Below are 20,397 nucleotides of genomic sequence, written 5' to 3' on the forward strand. Positions count from 1 at the left end.
GCCCAATCCGGCGCGCAAAATGAAAAACCGGAGCACCTATCCGCGCATGCGCGTTGGTCTGCTCCGGTTTTATGCTGGCGTCCCCACGGGGATTCGAACCCCGGTACTCACCGTGAAAGGGTGATGTCCTAGGCCTCTAGACGATGGGGACCTAAAACTGTGCTTGCTGCTTTTATTACCGTTTACTACCGCTGCGCCGCCATGCGGCACAGCTTATCGAACCAAATTCTTGGCGTCCCCACGGGGATTCGAACCCCGGTACTCACCGTGAAAGGGTGATGTCCTAGGCCTCTAGACGATGGGGACCCGGACGGTTACAACATTGTTTTCCTCACGTGGTGGAGGTAAGCGGGATCGAACCGCTGACCTCTTGCATGCCATGCAAGCGCTCTCCCAGCTGAGCTATACCCCCTACGGGAAAAACAACATTCTAACATACTGCATTTACTTCTACTACCGCACGCTGCTGGGTGCGTGCTGCCAGGATCGGTTGGCTATCGAACCTTGGCGTCCCCACGGGGATTCGAACCCCGGTACTCACCGTGAAAGGGTGATGTCCTAGGCCTCTAGACGATGGGGACCTCGGGACTACCGTACAACTCATTTACCGCTTTACTACTTACTACACTTCAGGGTTTTGGTGGAGGTAAGCGGGATCGAACCGCTGACCTCTTGCATGCCATGCAAGCGCTCTCCCAGCTGAGCTATACCCCCTCTTTTCACACTGTAGCGTCTTGCTCTTTGCTACCGTGTGCTGCTGAAGTGCGAGCATTATAGCGGAGCGCCTTGCATTTCGCAAATACCTGTTTTCAGAAAATGCGCGCCCCGCAAATGGGCTAATTAAAGATACTTTGCCACACGCGCCACCACGACGTCGCGCCCGAACAATTCGAGCACCGCGTCGATCGCCGGCGTCTGCAACTGGCCGGTGACGATCAGGCGCAGCGGCATTGCGATCTGCGGCATCTTGAGACCATGCGCCGCCAGCACTTCCTTGAACATGGCGGCGATCGCAGCCTTGTTCCACTCCACATCCTTGCAGCGCTCGGCGAAGGTGGCCAGGGCCGGACGCACTGCGTCGGTCAGGTGCTGGGCCAGCAGCGCCGCATCCGGCTGCGGGTCGCGGTAGAACAGCATGGCGGTATCGGCCAGCTCGTTGATGGTGTTGGTGCGGTCCTTCACCAGCGCGATCACGGTCGCCAGTTCAGGCGCGCCGTCAAACTTCGCGCCTTCGCGCTCCAGCACCGGACGCGCGAGGCCAGCCAGGCGTTCGTTGTCGGCCGCCTTGATGTAATGGTTGTTCAGCCAGGCCAGCTTCTCCGGATTGAACTGCGCCGCCGACGCGGTCAGGTGCTCGAGGTTGAACCACTCGGTGAACTGCTCCATCGAGAAGATCTCGTCGTCGCCGTGGCTCCAGCCCAGGCGCGCCAGGTAGTTCAACATCGCTTCCGGCAGGTAGCCCTGCTCCGGGTACTGCATCACGCTGACCGCGCCGTGGCGCTTGGACAGCTTCTGGCCGTCGGCGCCCAGGATCATCGGCAAGTGGCCGTACTGCGGCAGCTCGGCGCCGAGCGCGCGCAGGATGTTGATCTGGCGCGGCGTGTTGTTCACGTGGTCGTCGCCGCGCAGCACGTGGGTGATCTTCATGTCCCAGTCGTCCACCGACACGCAGAAGTTGTAGGTCGGGGTGCCGTCCGGACGCGCGATGATCAGGTCGTCGAGCTCCTTGTTGGCGATGGTGATCGGGCCCTTGACCACGTCGACCCAGGTGACTTCGCCGTCGAGCGGATTCTTGAAGCGCACCACCGGCCTGACCCCTTCCGGCACGGGCGGCAAGGTCTTGCCCGCTTCCGGCCGCCAGGTGCCGTCGTAGCGCGGCTTCTCGCCCGCGGCGCGCATGCGCTCGCGCATCGCCTCGACTTCTTCGGGCGAGCAGTAGCACAGGTAGGCGGTGCCGGCTTCCAGCATCGACCGCACCACCTCGCGGTAGCGGTCCATGCGCTGCATCTGGTAGAACGGGCCTTCGTCATGCGACAGGCCGAGCCACTGCATGCCGTCCAGGATCGCCTGCACCGCTTCCGGCGTCGAGCGCTCCAGGTCGGTGTCTTCGATGCGCAGGATAAAGGTGCCGCCGAAGTGGCGGGCATAGGCCCAGGAATACAGCGCGGTGCGGGCGCCGCCGAGGTGGAGGTAGCCGGTCGGGCTGGGAGCGAAGCGGGTGCGGACGGTCATGGTGAGCGATGCGAAATAGGTAAAGGGGGTATTTTACCGCGTCGCCCGATCCCCACCATACCGCACAAGCGCCCCGCCCCGCTCCTTCGCTCAGCCTTGCGCGGAGGGCGCCAGCGCCGGCCGCGGCGCGGTGCCGGCCTTGCGCACGGCCGCCGCCAGCAGCGGCGCCGCGCGCCGGATCTGGGCCGGCGTGTGCTGGGCCATCAGTTGCAACCGCAGGCGCGCCGCGCCCAGCGGCACGCCGGGGAATTCCATCGGGTTCACGAAGACCTGCTGGCGCGCCAGCAGCATGCCGGCGATGCGGCAGGCCGCCTCGGTGCCGGTCCACAGCGGCACGATCGGCGACGGCGCGCCGATGCAGCGCATGCCCTCGTCCTTCAACAGCGCGCGCAGCTCGACCTCGTGGCGCATCAGCGCGGCGCGCAGGGTCTCGCCTTCGGGACTGGCGACGATGCGCAGGCAGGCCAGCACCGTGGCCGCCTGCACCGGCGACAGGGCGTTGGAAAACATGTGCGGTCCGGCGAACAGCTGCAGCTGGCGGCGCACGCTCGGCGCGTCGCAGGCGACGAAGCCGCCGTTCGAGGCGAAGGTCTTGGAGAAGGCGCCGATCACCATGTCGATCTTGCCGATCATGCCCTGAGCCCCGATCACGCCGGTGCCGCCGGGCCCCATCGCGCCCAGGTCGTGGGCCACGTCCACCAGCAGGGTGGCGCCGTACTCGCGGCACAGGTACTGCAGCAGCGGCAGGTCCGGGCTGTCGGCATCCATGCTGAACAGGCCTTCGGTGATGACCAGGATGGCGGCCTGGCTGTCCATCGCGCGGATGCCGGCCAGCAGTTCGCGCACGTGGTCGCAGTCAAGGTGGCGGAAGGAAGTGACGTTGCGGGTAGCCGCCATCGCGCCCTGGCGCAGCGAGGCGTGCGCCAGGCCGTCGATCAGCACGTGGTCGGCGCCGTGCACCAGCGCGGTGACGGCGCCGAAGGCCGCGCCCCAGCCGGTCGGGAACAGCACCACGTGGCGGCACTGCAGCAGCTCGCCCAGCAACCCCTCCAGCGCGCCCGTGAGGCGGCTGTTCCCGAGCAGGACCGCCGAGCCGGCGCTGTGCGGCCCGCACTCGGCCAGCGCCGCCATCGCCGCCGCCAGCACCGCCGGGTGCGCCGACAGCGACAGGTAGTCCTGCGAGGCGAAGTTGATGCCGCGCGCGGCCGGCAGGCCGTCGCCCTCGACGGTGCTGAGTGGCCCCGGCGCACCCTCCAGGCGGCGGTTGTAGGGCCAGACCCCGTGGCGCATGCGCAGCGCGTACCAGTCGTCGAGCGGCTGCGCGCGCCGCATCAGGTCCGGCCCGCGCGGCTGGCGGAACAGGGCGACGTTGCCGCCCAGGGCGCCGGACGCGGCCAGCGCCGGCAAGTCCTGCGACGGGTCGAATGGAATGGCTTCGTTCTGCATGGCGTTCTCCGGTATGGGTGCGTGGTCTCAATCGAAGGAAGGTTCGGGCTGCGGCGCGGGGTCGGCCTGGCGCGCCAGCATGGCCGCGATCTCGCCTGGCGGCAGCGGGCGCGCGAACAGGTAGCCCTGGGCCGCGTCGCAGCCCATCGCCGCCAGGTCGGCCAGCTGCTCGGGCAGCTCGACCGCTTCGGCGATCACCCGCAGGCCGAGGCGGTGCGCCATGCCGACGATCAACTCGGCAATCGCGAAGGAGCGGCCGGCCTGCCCGTCGCCGAGGCGGCGCACGAACAGCGCGTCCATCTTGAGGATGTCGACCGGCAGCTCGGACAGGTAGTTCAGGCTCGAGTAGCCGGTGCCGAAATCGTCGATCGACACCAGCACGCCGGCGCCGCGCAGGCCGTTCATCAGCGCGCAGTTGGCGGCCAGGTCGTCGATCAGCATGCCCTCGGTGATCTCGAGGTCGAGGCAATGCGCCGACATGCCGGTCTCCACCAGGATCGCGAGCACGCGCCCGGCCAGGCCCGGTTCCTTGAGCTGGCGCGCCGACAGGTTGACGGCCAGCTCGATCTCCGGCAGGCCGGCCTCGCGCCAGGCGCGGTGCTGCCGGCAGGCGGTGCGCAGCACCCAGTCGCCGATCGGCACGATCATGCCGGTCTCCTCGGCCAGCGCGATGAAGCTGCTCGGGGCCACCCGGCCGTAGACCGGATGCTGCCAGCGCAGCAGCGCCTCGACGCCCATCACGCGCTGCTCGGCCAGGTCGAACTGCGGCTGGTATTCGAGGAAGAACTGGCCTTGGGTGAGCGCTTCGCGCAAGCCGTTCTTCAGCGCCAGGCGCTCGCTCTGCGGCTGCGCGGTGTCGCCGGTGTAGACCACCACGCCGTTCTCGCCCAGGCGCTTGGCGTCGCGCATGGCGATGTCGGCGCGCTTGAGCAGCGCATCGAGGTCGCAGTCGGCGGCCGGATACAGGGCCACGCCGACGGCCAGGGTCATGCAGCATTCGTGCGCACCGACCCGCATCGGCAGGCCAAAACGGTCGAGCACCTTCTCGGCCACCAGCTGGGCGTCCGACTCGAAGGCCAGGTCTTCCAGCAGCGCCACGAACTCGTCGCCGCCCCAGCGCGCCACGGTGTCGGAATCGCGCAGGGTGGCGCGGATGGTGGCGCCGGCCTGGCTCAGGAGCGCGTCGCCGGCCTCGTAGCCGAGTTCGTCGTTGATCTCCTTGAAGCGGTTGATGTTCAGCAGCAGCAGCGCTACCAGGCGCCGGTTGCGCCGGGCCCGGTCCATCGCGTGGCGCAGGCGGTCACGCAGCAGGCTGCGGTTGAGCAGGCCGGTGAGCTGGTCGCACTGGGCGCCCTGCGCCAGGCGCGCGTCGGCGGGCCGGCTGCCGCCGTGCGGCGCGGCGTCGCGCGCCAGCACCGGCTGGCGCTGGTCGGCGTCATGGCACTGCACCCGGTTGCGGCCCAGCGACTTGGCCAGATACAGCGCCTGGTCGGCGCGCGCGATCGCCGCGGCCGCCGCTTCACCGAGCCGGTATTCGGCCACGCCGACCGACACCGTCATGCCGATATCCATTCCCTCATGCCGGCAGCACAGCGCGGCGGCCACGCGCCGCACCCGTTCGGCCAGCACGGTCGCATCGGGCGCCGGGGTCTCGGGCAGCATCAGGAGGAACTCCTCGCCGCCGTAGCGCCCGAAGGCGTCGGTCGCGCGGATCTGCCCCTGCACCGCGCCGGCGAAGGCGCGCAGCACGGCGTCGCCGGCCGCGTGGCCATAGGTGTCGTTGATGCGCTTGAAGAAGTCGAGGTCGAACAGGCACAGGCAGAACGGACGGCCGTTGCGGTCGCTACGCTCCTTTTCGCGGTCCACCAGGCCGAGCAGGAAGCGGCGGTTGTGGCTGCCGGTGAGTTCGTCGCGGATGGCCAGCTCGTTGATGGTGGACAGCGCCTTCTGCAGCTTGACGAAGCCCTCGGTCTTGGTCAGCTCGAACAGCAGCACGAACACCAGCAGCACCACGTACAGGCCGAGGTCGCAGACCAGGTGCAGCAGCTGCATGTCGACGGTGGGCGCCGGCGGGCGCGCCAAGCCCAATGCCGGCAAGCCCCAGATCGCGCCGGCCGCCAGGCAGCTCATCACCAGCCAGAACACGCCGCTGGCGACGCCGCCCAGGAACATCGCCACCACCGGCGCCGTCACCAGCCAGCTGGCGGTCGGCGCGTCGCTGCCGCCCAGGTGCCACGTCAGCCAGCTGAAATTGAAGAACAGCGCGCACAGGAACAGCTCGCGCGCCGCCACGATGCTGCCCGAGTAGCGCAGCACGGGAGGGGCCAGCAGCATCACCAGGCAGCAGGCCAGGATCTCGGCCGCCGCCTTGCGCAGGTCGAGCAGCCAGTAGACCAGCGCATAGAAGGGACCGGCGGTGGCCGCCATGAGCGCCGCGTTGACCACGTTCTCGGCGCGCGCACGCAGGGCCGCGTCCTGGCGCAGCCGGCCTGGGACGAACAGGCCGGCGGCGTCGAGGTAGCGGCCGCGCCAGCGCTGGGGGTTGCCTGTCGGGCTGATCTCGCTCATCGGGATTCCGCTTGCATCCACTCAATTAAACTCAATCACCGAGTGTATGCAGGGAAATACCGCGGGATTTTATTTTCGAGCAGAAAGTCTCGAAATAGCCGGCGCCGCCGACAGCCGGCGCGCCAGGTCCGCCGCCTCGAAGGCCGCCACCACCGCGGCGATGAAGACGCGGGTCTTCGCAGGCAGCTGGGCGCGGCTGGGGTAGTAGAGGGAGATGGTGCCGGCGTCCACGTGCCAGTCAACTCGGCCGGCGTCTTCGTCACCGGCAAAGTGGACGACCCCACGGCCGACCTGGCCGGCTTCGAGCGCCAGCTCGACATCAATGTAAAGGGCGTGGCCGCCGCCGTGCGCGCCGCCGCGCCGCTGCTGGCCGACGGTGGACACATCGTCTCGATCGGTACCACCGGCGCCGAACGCATCCCCTTCGCCGGCGCCGCCGACTACGTCGCCTCGAAAGCGGCGGTGGCCGCCTACTCGCGCGGCTGGGCGCGCGACCTGGGCGCACGCGGCATCACCGTCAACGTGATCCAGCCGGGCGCCATCGACACCGAGATGAACCCGTCCGACAGCGCCTTCGCCGACACCTTGCGCGCCATGACCGCGCTGGGCCGCTACGGCCGTCCGGAAGAGATCACGGCGGCCGTCGCCTTCCTGGCCGGGCCGGACGCCGCCTACGTCACCGGCGCCCCCCTCAACGTCGACGGCGGCCAGGTCGCATGAGTCCCGCGCTGCCACGCGAGGAGATTGCCATGGACAACGAGATCCGCATCGCCGAGACGTTCTTCGCGCACTGGAGCGCCAACCGCATCGACGCGGCGCTCGCCACGCTGTCGGAAGACGTCCTGTACGACAACGTGCCCTTTCCCGACATCGTCGGCCGCGAGGAAGTCGGCAAATTCCACCGTGGGTTCGGCGTGGGCATCGACTTCCTGCTGGACTGGAAAATCACCCACATCGCGGCCAGCGGCAACGTCGTCCTGAACGAGCGCATCGACGTGTTCCGACACAAGGATGGCGGCAGCATCGTGCTGCCGGTGATGGGCTTACTAAAGATCGAGAACGGCCGGATCAGCGTCTGGCGCGACTACTTCGATCCGGCCGATTTCGCGCGCCAGCTGGCGGCCTTGCGCGCGAATCCGCTCCCGGCTTAATCGTTCTTGACGACGATGCTCGGGAACTTGCTGCTCATGTCCTTGGCCCGCTCCGCCACCTTGACCGCCACCTTGCGCGCGATCTCTTTATAGATGGTGGCGACCGGGCCTTCGGGATCGGCCACCACGGTCGGGCGGCCGGAATCGGTCTGCTCGCGGATCGACAGGTTCAAGGGCAGCTTGCCGAGGAAGTCGACGTTGAAGTCGCGGCACATCTTCTCGCCGCCGCCGGCCCCGAAGATCTCTTCATGGTGGCCGCAGTTGGAGCAGATGTGGGTGCTCATGTTCTCGACCACGCCGATGATCGGAATCCCGACCTTCTCGAACATCTTGAGGCCCTTGCGCGCGTCCAGCAGGGCGATGTCCTGCGGAGTGGTGACGATCACGGCGCCGGTCACGGGCACCTTCTGCGACAGGGTCAGCTGGATGTCGCCGGTGCCCGGCGGCATGTCGACGATCAGGTAGTCGAGGTCTTGCCAGTTGGTCTGCTCGAGCAGCTGCTGCAGCGCGCCGGTGACCATCGGGCCGCGCCAGACCATCGGCTCGTCCGGGTCGATCATGAAGCCGATCGACGACACCTGCACGCCGTGGTTTTCCAGCGGCTCCATGGTCTTGCCGTCGCGGCTCTCGGGGCGGCCACTGATACCCAGCATCATCGGCTGCGAGGGGCCGTAGATGTCGGCGTCCAGGATGCCGACACTGGCGCCTTCGGCGCTCAGGGCCAGCGCCAGGTTGACGGCGGTGGTCGATTTGCCCACGCCGCCCTTGCCCGAGGCGACCGCGATGATGTTCTTCACGTTCGGCATCACCTTCAGGCCGCGCTGCACGGCGTGCGACAGGATCTTGCTGTACACCTTGACGGTGACGTTGCCGACACCCGGCAGCGCCTTCACGCCGGCCAGCACGCTGTCGCGGATCGCCGCAACCTGGCTCGCGGCCGGATAGCCCAGCTCGACGTCGAGGCTGACGTCGGCGCCGTCGACCTTGATGTTCTTGATCGACTTGGAAGAGACGAAATCCTTCCCGGTATTAGGATCGATGACCGCCGACAGTGCCGTCTTGATATCGTTCTCGGTGATGCTCATGTGTTTCTCCAATGTGATTGGGGCGAAGTGTAGCGCAAAATGCATGACTGGCGTTTAGGCCCGTTTCGCGAACCTGTCGGTTCGCCCCCCTGCGCATGTAGGGCCTTCCGCTGTTAAAATGCTTCTTTTCATATACCACTAGCGCTTCGACCATGACCCGCAAGCTGTTCGTCACCACCGCCCTGCCCTACGCCAACGCAGCCTTCCATATCGGCCACATGATGGAATACATCCAGGCCGACATCTGGGTTCGTTTCCAGCGAATGCAGAAGGACAATGGGCAACAGCGCCAGGTCCATTTCGTCTGCGCCGACGACACCCACGGCACCCCGATCATGATCGCGGCCGAGAAGGAAGGCATCACGCCGCAGGAATTCGTGGCCAAGATCGCCGCCGGCCGCCCGCAATATCTGAACGGCTTCCATATCGCCTTCGACAACTGGTACTCGACCGATTCGCCGGAAAACGTCGAACTCTCGCAGGGCATCTACCGCAAGTTGCGCGACGCCGGCCTGATCGTGACGAAAACCGTCGACCGCTTCTACGACCCGGTCAAGGGCATGTTCCTGGCCGACCGCAACATCAAGGGCGAGTGCCCGGTCTGCCACGCCAAGGACCAGTACGGCGACAACTGCGAAGTCTGCGGCGCCGCCTACCAGCCGACCGAGCTGATCAACCCGTTCTCGGTCTTCACCCAGGCCACCCCGATCCTGAAGCCATCGGAACAGTATTTCTTCAAGCTGTCCGACCCGCGCTGCTTCACCTTCCTCAAGGAATGGCTGAACACCCCGGGCCGCCTGCAGCCGGAGATGGTGAACAAGGTCTCGGAATGGCTGGGCGAATCCGGCGAGAAGCTGGCCGACTGGGACATTTCCCGTGACGCGCCCTATTTCGGCATCCCGATTCCCGATGCGCCGGGCAAGTTCTTCTATGTGTGGCTGGACGCGCCGGTCGGCTACCTGGCCTCGCTGAAGAATTACTTCAGCAAGCAAGGCATCGATTTCGAGTCCTTCCTGAAGGATCCGGGCGCCGAGCAGGTGCACTTCATCGGCAAGGACATCGTCTCCTTCCACCTGCTGTTCTGGCCGGCCATGCTGAACTTCAGCGGCCACCCGATCATCGACAAGCTGAAGGTCGCCGTCCACGGCCACCTGACCGTCAACAACGAAAAGATGTCGAAGTCGCGCGGCACCGGCATCTCGCCGCTGCGCTACCTGGAACTGGGCATGAACCCGGAATGGCTGCGCTATTACCTGGCGTTCAAGTTGAATGCCAAGGTCGAGGACCTGGACTTCAACGGCGACGACTTCGTGGCCCGCGTGAACAGCGACCTGATCGGCAAGTACGTCAACATCGCCAGCCGCTGCGCCGGCTTCATCGCCAAGAAATTCGACGGCAAGCTGGCCGACACCCTGTCGCCGACCGCCCGCGAGTGGATCTGCAAGGCCCTGATGAACGAAGGCGCCGAGCGCCAGGCCAGCATCTCCGCGGCATTCGAAGCGCGCGAATACGGCCGCGCCCTGCGCGAGATCATGGAGATCGCCGACGTCGTCAACCAGTACGTGGACGAGTACAAGCCGTGGCTGCTGGCCAAGGACGAGGCCAAGGCTGCTGAACTGCACGACGTCTGCACCACCGCCCTGATCCTGTTCCGCCAGCTGACCATCATGCTCTCGCCGGTCCTGCCGCACATCGGCGCGCGTGTCAGCGAATTCCTGGGCGACGGCGCCTACACCTGGGCCGACACCCACGGCGCCGCCGTCTACGAATCGATGCTCGGCCGCACCATCGGCGCCTACAGCCACCTGATCCAGCGCGTGGATGCGAAGATGGTCGAGAACCTGTTCGACAAGCCGGCCGTGGCCGCCGTCGCCGCCCCTGCCGCCGTCGAGGCGGCACCTGTCGCTGCCGCACCGGCCGGCGATATCGAGGAACTGGCCCCGGAAATCTCGATCGACGATTTCCTGAAGATCGACCTGCGCGTGGCCAAGATCGTCAACTGCGAACACGTCGAAGGCGCCGGCAAGCTGCTGCGCCTGACCCTGGATGTGGGCGAAGGCCGCTACCGCAATGTGTTCTCGGGGATCAAGTCGGCGTACAAGCCGGAAGAATTGGTCGGCCGGCTGACCGTCATGGTCGCCAACCTGGCGCCGCGCAAGATGAAGTTCGGGGTGTCGGAGGGGATGGTGCTGTGTGCCTCCGCGGCGGACGAGAAGGCGAATCCGGGCTTGTATTTGCTGGATCCGCAGGCGGGGGCGACGCCGGGGATGCGGATTCGCTAACACTGTTCACATAAACTTGGGCGATATGATGCCAGTGGCATCATATCGGCCTTCGCCGGAACGACGTGCTGAGGAAGCAGGCCATAAAAGCTGTTCCCTGCGCTAGCCTCACAACCGTCATCCCGGCGAAGGCCGGGATCCAAGTTCGCCGCGCCCCGCCGCCGCCTCCCCGCAGCAACCACCCCAACCCCCAAAATCAATCCCCCACCCGTCAGCGGCGTTATAATGCCACGTTATTTTTCTGAAACCCGCGCCCCTACGGCCCTCGCCGGCAGGCCTCTTCAGACCAACAAGATAGGTAGATAATAAGATGACCGAATTCACTCCCCTCCGCCATATTCCCACCGCCAATGTGTTCCGCAAGGGCGACGTCTTCGTCCTGTTCGGCGAACTGTTCGGCCGCGGCTATGTGAATGGCCTGATCGACGAGGCGCGTGCCGCCGGGATGACCATTGTCGGCATCACCGTCGGCCGCCGTGACGAATCCGGCGCCCTGCGCGCCTTGAACGCGGAAGAACACGCCGAGGCGGAAGAGAAGCTGGGCGGCAAGATCATCAATGTGCCGCTGATGGCCGGTTTCGACATGGATGCCCCGGAAGGCGAGCAGAACCCGACCGAGATGCTGTCCGGTATCACCCTGAAGAGCTGGCAGGAAGACAAGCTGGACTGGGAAAAGATCGAAGCCTGCCGCGCCGCCGGCGTGCGCCGTTTCACCACCAGCGCCGCCCAGGTCATGGGCGAGATCGACAAGCTGGTCCCTGAAGGCGCCAACGTCTTCTTCGCCCACACCATGGCCGGCGGCATCCCGAAGATCAAGGCCTTCCTGGCCATTGCCAACCGCATCTACAAAGGCCGCGGCGAGCGCTTCATGTCCTCGCGCGCCCTGCTGGAGAGCGACCTGGGCAAGCTGATCCTGATGAACTTCGACGAAGTCACCGCCAACACCCTGAAATACCTGATCGACGCCTCCAGCGCGATCCGCGAGCGCGTGACGAAAGCCGGCGGCGAAGTGCGCTACACCGCCTACGGCTACCACGGCACCGAGATCCTCATCAAGGGCGAATACCTCTGGCAGACCTACACCAACTACACCCAGGGCTACGCCAAGATGCGCCTGGAGTCGGTGGCCGAGGCGGCCTGGAAGAGCGGCGTGTTCGCAACCGTCTTCAACTGCCCGGAAATCCGCACCAACTCCTCCGACATCTTCGTCGGTGTCGAGCTGTCGCTGTTCCCGCTTCTCATCGCGCTGAAAAAAGAAGGCGGCGGCGCCTGGGCCGACGAGCAATGGGCGATCTGCCAGGAGCTGCTGGGCGAAGGCACCTCGCTGCAAGCGCTGCTCGACAAGATCGAGCAGTACAATAACGATGCGACCAGCGCCGAGTTCCGCAACTTCGAAGCCTGGCCGATGGACAATACCCCGGCCCTGGCCGACGTGATGATCGGCACCTCGGAAGAGATCACCGGCCTGCACAAGGACAAGAAGGCGCTGATCACCGATCACCTGTCGAGCCTGGTGCTGGAAGGCGCCGGCCCCTTGATGTTCCATGGCGCGTCGGAAAAGATCGCCCCGGTGCTGTGGCTCAGCCACGACATCATCGCGCGCCAGCTGAACGCACTGCACAAGTAAACTTGACGGGGATGGGCCGCTTCCAGAGAATCGGGTCCGGGCCATTCCCTACTATTTCTTAGAATCATGATCTTCTCGAAAAAACATTCGCTGTACGAATCCGAGCACACCAAGTTCATCAAGGAACTGAAAGCCAAGACCCCGGGCATGGAAGAGCGCCAGGTCGAAGGCCGCTCCCTGCTGTGGGACAAGGCCCCGCTGTCGCTCGACGAGCAGGAGCGCGTCAAGCAGTCGCGCCTGCGCCAGAACGCCTACCCTTACCAGACCAAGGTCTGATTCCCGGGACGCGTCCTTCATGCTGCCAGAGCAGGCCGAGCCCATGGCGCCGGCCGATCCCCGGCAGGACGGGGCGCCTCCCCCACCCGACGATGCTGCGCTGAACGCGGCCGCCGACGCGGCCGAGTCCGCCATTGCGCGCCTGTACGGCGAGCCGCTGACGCGCCTGCCGAACGACCTGTACATCCCGCCGGATGCGCTCGAAGTCTTCCTCGACGCCTTCGAAGGTCCGCTCGACCTGCTGCTGTACCTGATCCGCAAGCAGAATTTCAACATCCTCGACATCCCGATGGCGCAGGTGACCCTGCAATACCTGGAATACGTCGAGCAGATCCGCCAGCGCAATCTGGAACTGGCCGCCGAGTACCTGCTGATGGCGGCGATGCTGATCGAGATCAAATCGAGGATGTTGCTTCCCAAAAGGCAGGACGACCTGGTCGAGGACGTCGGCGACCCGCGCGCGGAACTCGTGCGCCGGCTGCTGGAGTACGAGCAGATCAAGGTCGCGGCCCTGCAAGTGGGCGCCCTGCCCCAGGAAGGCCGCGACTTCGTCCGCCCGCAATTGTTCGTGGAACAGGGCCTGGCGCCGGTCTTCCCCGACGTCGATCCTTGGGACCTGCAGCGCGCCTGGCTCGACGTGATGCGCCGCGCCAAGCTGACCCAGCACCACCGCATCTCGCGCCAGGAACTGTCGGTGCGCGAGCACATGTCGGCCATCCTGCGCACCCTGCAGTCGCAGCGCTTCGTCGAGTTTTCCGACTTGTTCGCAGGCCAGCACACGGTGCCGATTGTGGTTGTACACTTTGTCGCCATGCTCGAATTGGCGAAAGAGACCTTGATCGAGATCACGCAGGCCGAACCTTTCGCGCCGATCTACGTGCGCCTGGCCTATTCCCCGGCTTGAGAAGCCGGCTACATTTATAAGCTTCGATACCCCATGAAAATTATTTCCTCCATCGACGACCTGCGCGACCAGTTGCACGGCCAATTGCGCACCGCCTTCGTGCCGACGATGGGCAACCTGCACGAGGGCCATCTCTCGCTGATGCGCCTGGCGCGCAGGCATGGCGACCCGGTGGTCGCCTCGATCTTCGTCAACCGCCTGCAGTTCGGGCCGAACGAGGATTTCGACAAATACCCGCGCACCTTCCAGGCCGACGTCGAGAAACTGGAAAAGGAAGGCGTCTACGTGCTGTTCGCCCCGACCGAGAAGGACATGTACCCGGAACCGCAGGAATACCGCGTGCGTCCGCCGGATGGCCTCGGCAACACGCTGGAAGGCGAGTTCCGCCCCGGCTTCTTCGAGGGCGTGTGCACGGTCGTCACCAAGCTGTTCTCCTGCGTGCAGCCGCGCGTGGCCGTGTTCGGCAAGAAGGATTACCAGCAGCTCATGATTGTCCGTAACATGGCGCGCCAGCTGGGCTTGCCGACCGAGATCATCGGCGCCGAGACTTTCCGTGCGGATGACGGCCTGGCGCTGTCCTCGCGCAACGGCTACCTGTCGAGCGAAGAGCGGATCGAGGCGCCGGTGCTGTACCAGCAGCTCAACGGCGTGGCCGAGGCGCTGCGCGGCGGCGAGCGCAACGTGGCGGCGGTGGAAGGCCGCGCCATGGAACACCTGGCCGGACGCGGCTGGAAGCCGGATTATGTCTCGGTGCGCAAGCGCATCGACCTGCAGGCGCCGGGCGCCGCCGACCTCGAAGCCGGCACGCCGCTGGTGGTGCTGGCGGCGGCCAAGCTGGGCAATACCCGACTGATCGACAATCTCGAGATCTGAGTCGGTAGCAAAACATGATTTGTTCTTGCGATGCTGCAACTTTGCAGGAGTTGGCTGTATACTTCGTCCGGACCTGACGACCGTCCAGACGAAGGCCACACCAGGGAGCCGCTGCCGTGAATGACTCTGCCGCACCGCTGATCCGCAAAGGCCCGCCCAAGCCCGCGGACGCCCTCAGCCGCATCGGCGGCAAGATCCAGCCGCACGAGATGCGCGACCCCTTCGACATCGGCGAAGCCCTCACGGCGCTGGCCGAGTCGGGCGCGCCGGTCACGGTATTCCCGGCCGGCTGGCTCGATCCCCTGCTGGCGCGCATCGACTCGGTCGACCCGGAACTGCCGCATTTCGTGATCGACTTCAGCGGCAGCGAACGCCCGCCCGAAGGAAAGGCGACCCTGGTCGCTTCGCTCGGCGGCAACGCCAAGCTGCAGTTCGAACTCCAGCAAGCCTGGGATCCGCTACCCGGCAACCTGCTGCACGTGGCGGCCGAGTTCCCCGAATCCTGCCTGGTCCTGAACCGCCGCGCCGCCCGCCGCGTCGAGACCCCGGTCGGCGTCAACTACACCGCCAGCTTTCGCCTGCAGGGCCGGCAGTTCGACCTGCCCCTCTACGATTTCTCCCAGGGCGGCGTCGGGATGCGCGCAACGCCGGAGCAGTGCTTCGGGCTGCATGTGGGGAAGAAACTGGACAATGTGCTGCTGGAGCTGGGGCCGAACCTGGTGATCACGGCGGATCTCGAGGTGCGGCTCTTACGGCCGTTCCGGACGTTCCTGCTGGGGGAGCAGGTGCAGATCGGGTGCAGCTTTGCGGCGATTTCGATGCAGATGCAGCAGACGTTGGAGAGGTTTGTGACGACGGGTTCCGTTGAGCGGCGTTCCATTACGCGCTAGCAAAATTGGATCCCGGCCTTGGCCGGGATCCAAGTTGACGTTGAAGCTGAATTTAAGCCGCCACCGACTGCGCCCACGCCAGCGCCGACAAATGCGCCTTGTTCACATCATGCGGGCTGATATCCAGCGACCCCGCCAGCGACGCCACCAGGTTCGAATTCAGCTCGCACGCCTCCGCCAGCGCCAGGTAGGGCCCGTAGATCCCCTCCCGCCCCAGCAGCGCCTTGACCACCTCTTCCGGCAGCGGCACCGTGTCCAGCACCTCCTTCATCGGCAGCCCCAGCAACCGGTCCAGCAGCGAGAACATCCCCGCCACGAACAGGTTCTCGCCCTCCCCGCGCGGCAGCGCCATGGTGCCGAGCAGCTCGGCAAGGCGGCCGCGGATCACGGCGGTTTCCATCAGCACCGGCGAATAGCCGCTGGTGCTGGCGGTGGCCAGCAGCAGCACCAGCCAGCGGTACAGCGGCGCATAGCCCATCAGGGCGATCGCCTGGCGCAGCGACTCCACGCGACGCGCGGCGCCGAAGCCGGCGGAATTGATATAGCTGAGCAGCTTGTAGGTCAGGGCCGGATCGCGCTTCAGCACGTTCTCGATCTTCGGCACGTCCTCGTTGTTCTGCACCATCTGCATCAGCTGCAGGATGGTGCTCTGGGTCGCATTCATGCCCTTGACCGGGTTGCCCGGGCGCGGCGTCAGGTGCAGCTTGCCGACGAAGGCGTCCAGGCCGAGCGCGGCGCAGGCGTCGAAATCGGCCCAGCTCGCCACAGGGCGCCCGACCATGCGCATCGCCGCGTGCTTGGCGGCGGCGTAGGTGCGCGCCTGGGCGGCGACGTCGTTGCCGGTGAACTGGACTTCGACGTAGGAGGCGTAGGGCGAGAGGTTGCGGCCCAGCAGGTGGATGTCGGCGCCGCGGATCGACACCCCGACCCCTCCCACGCGCACGGCCTGCACCGCCGAACGCACGTCCGGATCGGTCAGCTTGCGGATGTTGAGGGTGAGGACGGTGCGTTCCGGCGGCAGGCAATGCAGGGCGTCGGTGGAGAGCATCTCCGGCACCGCATCGAGGAACAGGATCTTGTCGCGCAGGAGCCAGCCATGGTCGTCATGGCAGACGTGCTCGGCGACGAAGGCGACCAGGTCTTCGAGTTCCTGGTCGCTCGGGATCTTGCCGTCGTTATGCTGCCACGACAGCTCGTATCCGATGACCCGCTGCTTCGGATCGAGCAGCGGTTCACGAACGATGTAATTGGTTTGGTGCATGTGGGCGCGTAAGTGATACCTGGCGGATGCGCGGCCCGGCGCGTGTCAGAAACCGAGACTGTCGAGCAGGTCGTCGACCTGGCCCTGGTCGGCAACGACTTCGTTCTTGCCTTCCGGGTTGATCTGCGGACCGTTCAGCAAGCCGTTGTCGATCTCGCGCTTGATCTCGCTCGGCGCGAAGTCGATCAGCACCTGCACCAGCTGCTTCTCGAGGTTCTGCGCGATGCCCGTGATGCGGCCGATCACCTGGCCGGTCAGGTCCTGGAAATCCTGGGCCATCATGATGTCCATCAGCTGGCCACGGGTGGCGGCGGCGCCGATGCGCGATTCGTCGAGGCCGGCGATGGTGCGCTGCGCCAGCGCGCGCCAGGCTTCTTCCGACGCGCCATTGTCGAGCAGGGACTGCCAGGAGGCGGACAGCTCGGCGGAGCGGGTCTCGATCGCATCCTGCACGGGGCCGGCCGCATCGGTGGCGTCCAGCACGCGCTTGGCGGCCTGTTCCGACAGGCGCGCCACGTAGTCGAGGCGGTCGCGCGCATCGGGGATGTCGCTGGCTGCTTTCTCGATCAGCTTGTCGAGCCCGAGTCCGCGCAGGCTTTCGTGCAGCGCGCGGGTCATGTGACCGATGCGGCTCAGGACCTCCTCATGCGAGCCCTGCGCAGGCTCCGCGATCTGCTCAAGCATCTCAGGCTCCGGCCTTGTCGAGTTTTTCGAAGATCTTGTTCAGCTTCTCGTCCAGGGTGGCGGCCGTGAACGGCTTGACCACGTAGCCGCTGGCGCCAGCTTGCGCGGCGGCGATGATGTTTTCCTTCTTCGCCTCGGCGGTCACCATCAGCACCGGCAGCTTGGCCAGCGCGGGATCGGCACGGATGTTCTGCAGCATGGTCAGGCCGTCCATGTTCGGCATGTTCCAGTCCGACACCACGAAGTCGAATTGCTCGCTACGCAGCTTGGCCAGCGCCATCACGCCGTCTTCGGCTTCGTCGACATTGGCATAACCCAGTTCCTTCAACAGATTTCGGACGATGCGGCGCATCGTCGAGAAATCGTCAACAACCAGAAAACGCATCTTTGGATCAGCCATGAATTACTCCGTTTTGAATCTTGTAGTTTGGGTTATTGGATGAAGACTGCATAACAGCCTCCAGAATAGCATTTTTGTTGCCGTACGGCGATAAAATGGCATCAATACATCAGTATTCGGATCAAACGCGCAACGCTCGGCTGCCCTGGGCCGCCAGATGCTCGAGCACCATGCGCGGCAGCTCGTGCAAAGGACCCACGTCGTGGGCCGCGCCGAGCGCGATCGCCTCGCGCGGCATGCCGAACACGACGCAGCTCGCCTCGTCCTGGGCGAAATTGTGCGCTCCGGCGTTGCGCATGTCCAGCATGCCGGCGGCGCCGTCCTTGCCCATGCCGGTCAGGATAACACCAACGGCGTTCTTGCCCGCCGCCTGCGCGGCGCTGCGGAACAGGACGTCGACCGAGGGCCGGTGCCGGTTCACCGGCGGGCTCTGTTCGATCTTGGTCATGTAGTTGGCGCCCGAACGCGTCAGCAGCAGGTGCGAGTGGCCCGGCGCGATGTAGGCGTGCCCCGGCAGCACCCGCTCGTTGCCCTGCGATTCGACGACGCTGATCTTGCACAGCGAGTCAAGACGTTTAGCAAAAGACGAAGTAAACCCTTCCGGCATGTGCTGGGCGATCAGGATGCCCGGGCAGTCCGACGGCATCTGCATCAGGAATTCGCGGATCGCCTCGGTGCCGCCGGTCGACGCCCCGATGATGATCAGCTTTTCCGACGAGATCAGCGGGCTGCGCAGGGCCGACAGCTGCGGCGCCGGCGTGCTGCCGGGCACGGCGCGCTTGATGCGGGCGCGCGAGGCGGCGCGGATCTTGTCGGCGATGAGTTCGGTGTATTCGCGCATGCCGGTCTGGATCGAGATTTTCGGCTTGGTGACGAAGTCGACCGCGCCCAGTTCCAGCGCGCGCATGGTGATCTCGGAGCCGCGCTCGGTCAGCGAGGACACCATCAGCACCGGCATCGGGCGCAGGCGCATCAGCTTTTCCAGGAAGTCGAGGCCGTCCATCTTCGGCATCTCGACGTCCAGCGTCAGCACGTCCGGATTGTGCTTCTTGATCAGTTCGCGCGCGACGAGGGGATCGGGGGCGGTGGCCACCACTTCCATGTCGGGCTGGGAGTTGACGATTTCGCTCATCACGCTGCGGATCAGCGCAGAGTCGTCGACGATCAGTACCTTGATTGTCATGAAGCGTCCCTTTCAGGTCGTTTTTATTGTCCCGGCAAGCGTCAGAACAGGTCGATGTCGCCGCCGACCGGTTCGACCTTGAGTCGTTTGGCGTAATCGAGTTCGCGCTTTGCCAGCGTATCGTTCTGGGTCTGCATCAGCTTCTTCACCAGCACCTTGCCGGTCTTGGGAAAGAAGTACACCTTGCGCGGGTAGATGTCGTTCAGGTCCGAGGCCAGCACCGGAATCCGCTCGGTCTTGAGGAAGCTGGTCACGAAAGCCGCGTTGCGTTCGCCCACGTTCATCGCCGTGAAGCCGCGCAGTACCGCGCCGCCGCCGAACACCTTGGCTTCCAGGTGCTCGCGCCGAGCGCCGGCCTTCAGCAGGTCGTTGATCAGGATTTCCATCGCGAAGCTCCCGTAGCGCATCGAGGCCGACACCGGGCTGCCGCCGTCGCCGCCGCCGTCCGGCAGCATGAAGTGGTTCATGCCCCCTAAACCCGTGACGCGGTCGCGGATGCAGGCCGAGACGCAGGAACCGAGCACGGTCACGATCAGCATGTTCTTGCCGGTGTAGTAGTACTCGCCCGGCAAGATCTTGGCGGCGTCGACGTCGAAGGTGCGGTCGTAGTAGACGTTGGTGGCAAACTGGTTGTTCATGATTCTGCCGCCCTAGCGGCCCGCCTTGTCGAGCTCATACACCGTCTTGCCGCGCAGGCGCAGCGAATCGGACACGTAGAGGAAGTTTTCGGAGTGTCCCGCGAACAGCAGGGCGTGCGGCTTCATCAGGGGCACGAAGCGCGACAGGATCTTGCGCTGGGTGTTCTTGTCGAAGTAGATCATCACGTTGCGGCAGAAGATCGCATCGAAGCCGCCCTTGACCGGCCAGTCGTCGGCCAGCAGGTTCAGCTGGCGGAATTCGACGAGTTTACGCAGCTCCGGACGCACGCGCGCCATGCCCTCGTTGGCGCCCCTCCCCTTCAGGAAGAAGCGGCGCAGCCGGTCCGCGCCCACCTTGTCGACCCGCTCCATCGGATACACGCCGTTGGCGCCGGTGGCCAGCACATTGGTGTCGATGTCGGTGGCGATCACCTGCACCGGCGGGCTCAAGGTGTTGAAGGCCTCGCAGGCCGTCATCGCGATCGAATACGGCTCCTCGCCGGTGGAGGCGGCCGAGCACCAGATCGTGATCGGGCCGCCTTCGCGGCGGCGCAGGCCGGCCAGGTGGTCGGCCAGCAGCGGGAAGTGGTGGGCTTCGCGGAAGAAGGAGGTCAGGTTGGTGGTCAGCGCATTGGTGAAGGCTTCCCACTCGGCGCCCATGCGGCCCGCTTCGAGGTCGTCGAGGTAGCGCGCGAAGGACTGGATGCCGGTGGCGCGCAGGCGCCGCGCCAGGCGGCTGTAGACCATCTCCTGCTTGCTCTCGGCCAGCGAGATGCCGGCGCGCTGGTAGATCAGCGCGCGGACCCGTTCGAAGTCACTGCGCGTGAAATCGAATTCCTTGACCGTGTCGGTTTTTTGCTGCGGCACTGCTTGCCTCTTTCACTGTTGTGTTACCCG

19 protein-coding genes and 5 tRNA genes are annotated in these 20,397 nt (G+C 65.6%); 8 read left to right on the forward strand and 16 right to left on the reverse strand.

What is annotated here, in order from left to right:
- Positions 1 to 75 precede the first annotated feature (75 nt).
- From LQ564_RS19870 to LQ564_RS19910, 9 genes are all read right to left on the reverse strand, one after another.
- Positions 76 to 151, reverse strand: a tRNA-Glu gene (locus LQ564_RS19870).
- 79 nt (positions 152 to 230) lie between these two features.
- Positions 231 to 306 (reverse strand) — tRNA-Glu (locus LQ564_RS19875).
- Between the two features lie 30 nt (positions 307 to 336).
- Positions 337 to 412: transfer RNA gene (locus LQ564_RS19880), tRNA-Ala, on the reverse strand.
- Between the two features lie 93 nt (positions 413 to 505).
- A tRNA-Glu gene (locus LQ564_RS19885) sits at positions 506 to 581 on the reverse strand.
- Positions 582 to 638: 57 nt separating this feature from the next.
- Positions 639 to 714: transfer RNA gene (locus LQ564_RS19890), tRNA-Ala, on the reverse strand.
- Between the two features lie 126 nt (positions 715 to 840).
- Positions 841 to 2,232 carry a glutamate--tRNA ligase gene (gene gltX, locus LQ564_RS19895; protein WP_231059851.1) on the reverse strand — a complete coding sequence of 464 codons (1,392 nt, stop codon included), beginning with the start codon at positions 2,230 to 2,232 and terminating at the stop codon, positions 841 to 843.
- A 90-nt stretch (positions 2,233 to 2,322) separates the two neighbouring features.
- A complete protein-coding gene (locus tag LQ564_RS19900; protein ID WP_231059852.1) occupies positions 2,323 to 3,678 on the reverse strand; it encodes an aminotransferase class I/II-fold pyridoxal phosphate-dependent enzyme in 1,356 nt (451 codons plus the stop codon).
- Positions 3,679 to 3,705: 27 nt separating this feature from the next.
- The gene (locus LQ564_RS19905) at positions 3,706 to 6,246 is read right to left on the reverse strand and encodes a bifunctional diguanylate cyclase/phosphodiesterase (protein ID WP_231059853.1); all 2,541 of its coding nucleotides are present in this window, start codon (positions 6,244 to 6,246) and stop codon (positions 3,706 to 3,708) included.
- Positions 6,247 to 6,315: 69 nt separating this feature from the next.
- A complete protein-coding gene (locus tag LQ564_RS19910; protein ID WP_231059854.1) occupies positions 6,316 to 6,477 on the reverse strand; it encodes a hypothetical protein in 162 nt (53 codons plus the stop codon).
- Between LQ564_RS19910 and LQ564_RS19915 the strand changes: the two genes are divergently transcribed.
- Positions 6,478 to 6,966 carry an SDR family NAD(P)-dependent oxidoreductase gene (locus LQ564_RS19915; protein ID WP_231059855.1) on the forward strand — a complete coding sequence of 163 codons (489 nt, stop codon included), beginning with the start codon at positions 6,478 to 6,480 and terminating at the stop codon, positions 6,964 to 6,966.
- A 29-nt stretch (positions 6,967 to 6,995) separates the two neighbouring features.
- Positions 6,996 to 7,397, forward strand: a complete 402-nt coding sequence (locus tag LQ564_RS19920; protein WP_231059856.1) for a limonene-1,2-epoxide hydrolase family protein — start codon at positions 6,996 to 6,998, stop codon at positions 7,395 to 7,397.
- Here the strand turns inward: LQ564_RS19920 and apbC are convergent.
- Entirely contained in the window at positions 7,394 to 8,482 is a 1,089-nt protein-coding gene (gene apbC, locus LQ564_RS19925) for an iron-sulfur cluster carrier protein ApbC (RefSeq protein ID WP_231059857.1), read from the reverse strand. The two genes, LQ564_RS19920 and apbC, sit on opposite strands and share 4 nt — an antisense overlap.
- Before the next feature lie 152 nt (positions 8,483 to 8,634).
- Between apbC and metG the strand changes: the two genes are divergently transcribed.
- The 6 genes from metG (at position 8,635) to LQ564_RS19955 (ending at position 15,334) form a co-directional block, all read left to right on the forward strand.
- A complete protein-coding gene (gene metG / locus LQ564_RS19930) occupies positions 8,635 to 10,764 on the forward strand; it encodes a methionine--tRNA ligase (protein WP_231059858.1) in 2,130 nt (709 codons plus the stop codon).
- 310 nt (positions 10,765 to 11,074) lie between these two features.
- On the forward strand, positions 11,075 to 12,391 hold the full coding sequence (locus LQ564_RS19935) for an enoyl ACP reductase FabMG family protein (RefSeq protein WP_231059859.1): 1,317 nt from the start codon (positions 11,075 to 11,077) through the stop codon (positions 12,389 to 12,391).
- 66 nt (positions 12,392 to 12,457) lie between these two features.
- A complete protein-coding gene (locus LQ564_RS19940) occupies positions 12,458 to 12,667 on the forward strand; it encodes a DUF3460 family protein (RefSeq protein ID WP_231059860.1) in 210 nt (69 codons plus the stop codon).
- 43 nt (positions 12,668 to 12,710) lie between these two features.
- Complete coding sequence (locus LQ564_RS19945; protein WP_371873525.1) at positions 12,711 to 13,571, forward strand: segregation and condensation protein A; 861 nt, start codon at positions 12,711 to 12,713, stop codon at positions 13,569 to 13,571.
- A 33-nt stretch (positions 13,572 to 13,604) separates the two neighbouring features.
- Entirely contained in the window at positions 13,605 to 14,444 is an 840-nt protein-coding gene (panC, locus tag LQ564_RS19950) for a pantoate--beta-alanine ligase (protein ID WP_231059862.1), read from the forward strand.
- 116 nt (positions 14,445 to 14,560) lie between these two features.
- Positions 14,561 to 15,334 (forward strand): flagellar brake protein, encoded by a 774-nt coding sequence (locus LQ564_RS19955; protein WP_231059863.1) that lies wholly within the window; start codon positions 14,561 to 14,563, stop codon positions 15,332 to 15,334.
- 52 nt (positions 15,335 to 15,386) lie between these two features.
- On the opposite strand, the gene LQ564_RS19960 is transcribed toward LQ564_RS19955, so the two are convergent.
- The 6 genes from LQ564_RS19960 to LQ564_RS19985 all read right to left on the reverse strand — a co-directional run bounded on the left by LQ564_RS19960 (position 15,387) and on the right by LQ564_RS19985 (position 20,367).
- A complete protein-coding gene (locus LQ564_RS19960) occupies positions 15,387 to 16,595 on the reverse strand; it encodes an EAL and HDOD domain-containing protein (RefSeq protein WP_231059864.1) in 1,209 nt (402 codons plus the stop codon).
- 45 nt (positions 16,596 to 16,640) lie between these two features.
- Positions 16,641 to 17,279 carry a protein phosphatase CheZ gene (gene cheZ / locus LQ564_RS19965; protein WP_231059865.1) on the reverse strand — a complete coding sequence of 213 codons (639 nt, stop codon included), beginning with the start codon at positions 17,277 to 17,279 and terminating at the stop codon, positions 16,641 to 16,643.
- Between the two features lies 1 nt (position 17,280).
- A complete protein-coding gene (gene cheY / locus LQ564_RS19970; RefSeq protein ID WP_211525801.1) occupies positions 17,281 to 17,679 on the reverse strand; it encodes a chemotaxis response regulator CheY in 399 nt (132 codons plus the stop codon).
- 121 nt (positions 17,680 to 17,800) lie between these two features.
- Complete coding sequence (locus LQ564_RS19975; RefSeq protein ID WP_231059866.1) at positions 17,801 to 18,862, reverse strand: protein-glutamate methylesterase/protein-glutamine glutaminase; 1,062 nt, start codon at positions 18,860 to 18,862, stop codon at positions 17,801 to 17,803.
- Positions 18,863 to 18,903: 41 nt separating this feature from the next.
- Positions 18,904 to 19,500, reverse strand: coding sequence for a chemoreceptor glutamine deamidase CheD (gene cheD / locus LQ564_RS19980; RefSeq protein ID WP_231059867.1), 597 nt, complete (start codon positions 19,498 to 19,500; stop codon positions 18,904 to 18,906).
- 12 nt (positions 19,501 to 19,512) lie between these two features.
- On the reverse strand, positions 19,513 to 20,367 hold the full coding sequence (locus LQ564_RS19985; protein WP_231059868.1) for a CheR family methyltransferase: 855 nt from the start codon (positions 20,365 to 20,367) through the stop codon (positions 19,513 to 19,515).
- Positions 20,368 to 20,397 lie beyond the last annotated feature (30 nt).

It is taken from the genome of Massilia phyllostachyos, assembly GCF_021044825.1.
Lineage (GTDB): Bacteria > Pseudomonadota > Gammaproteobacteria > Burkholderiales > Burkholderiaceae_D > Telluria > Telluria phyllostachyos.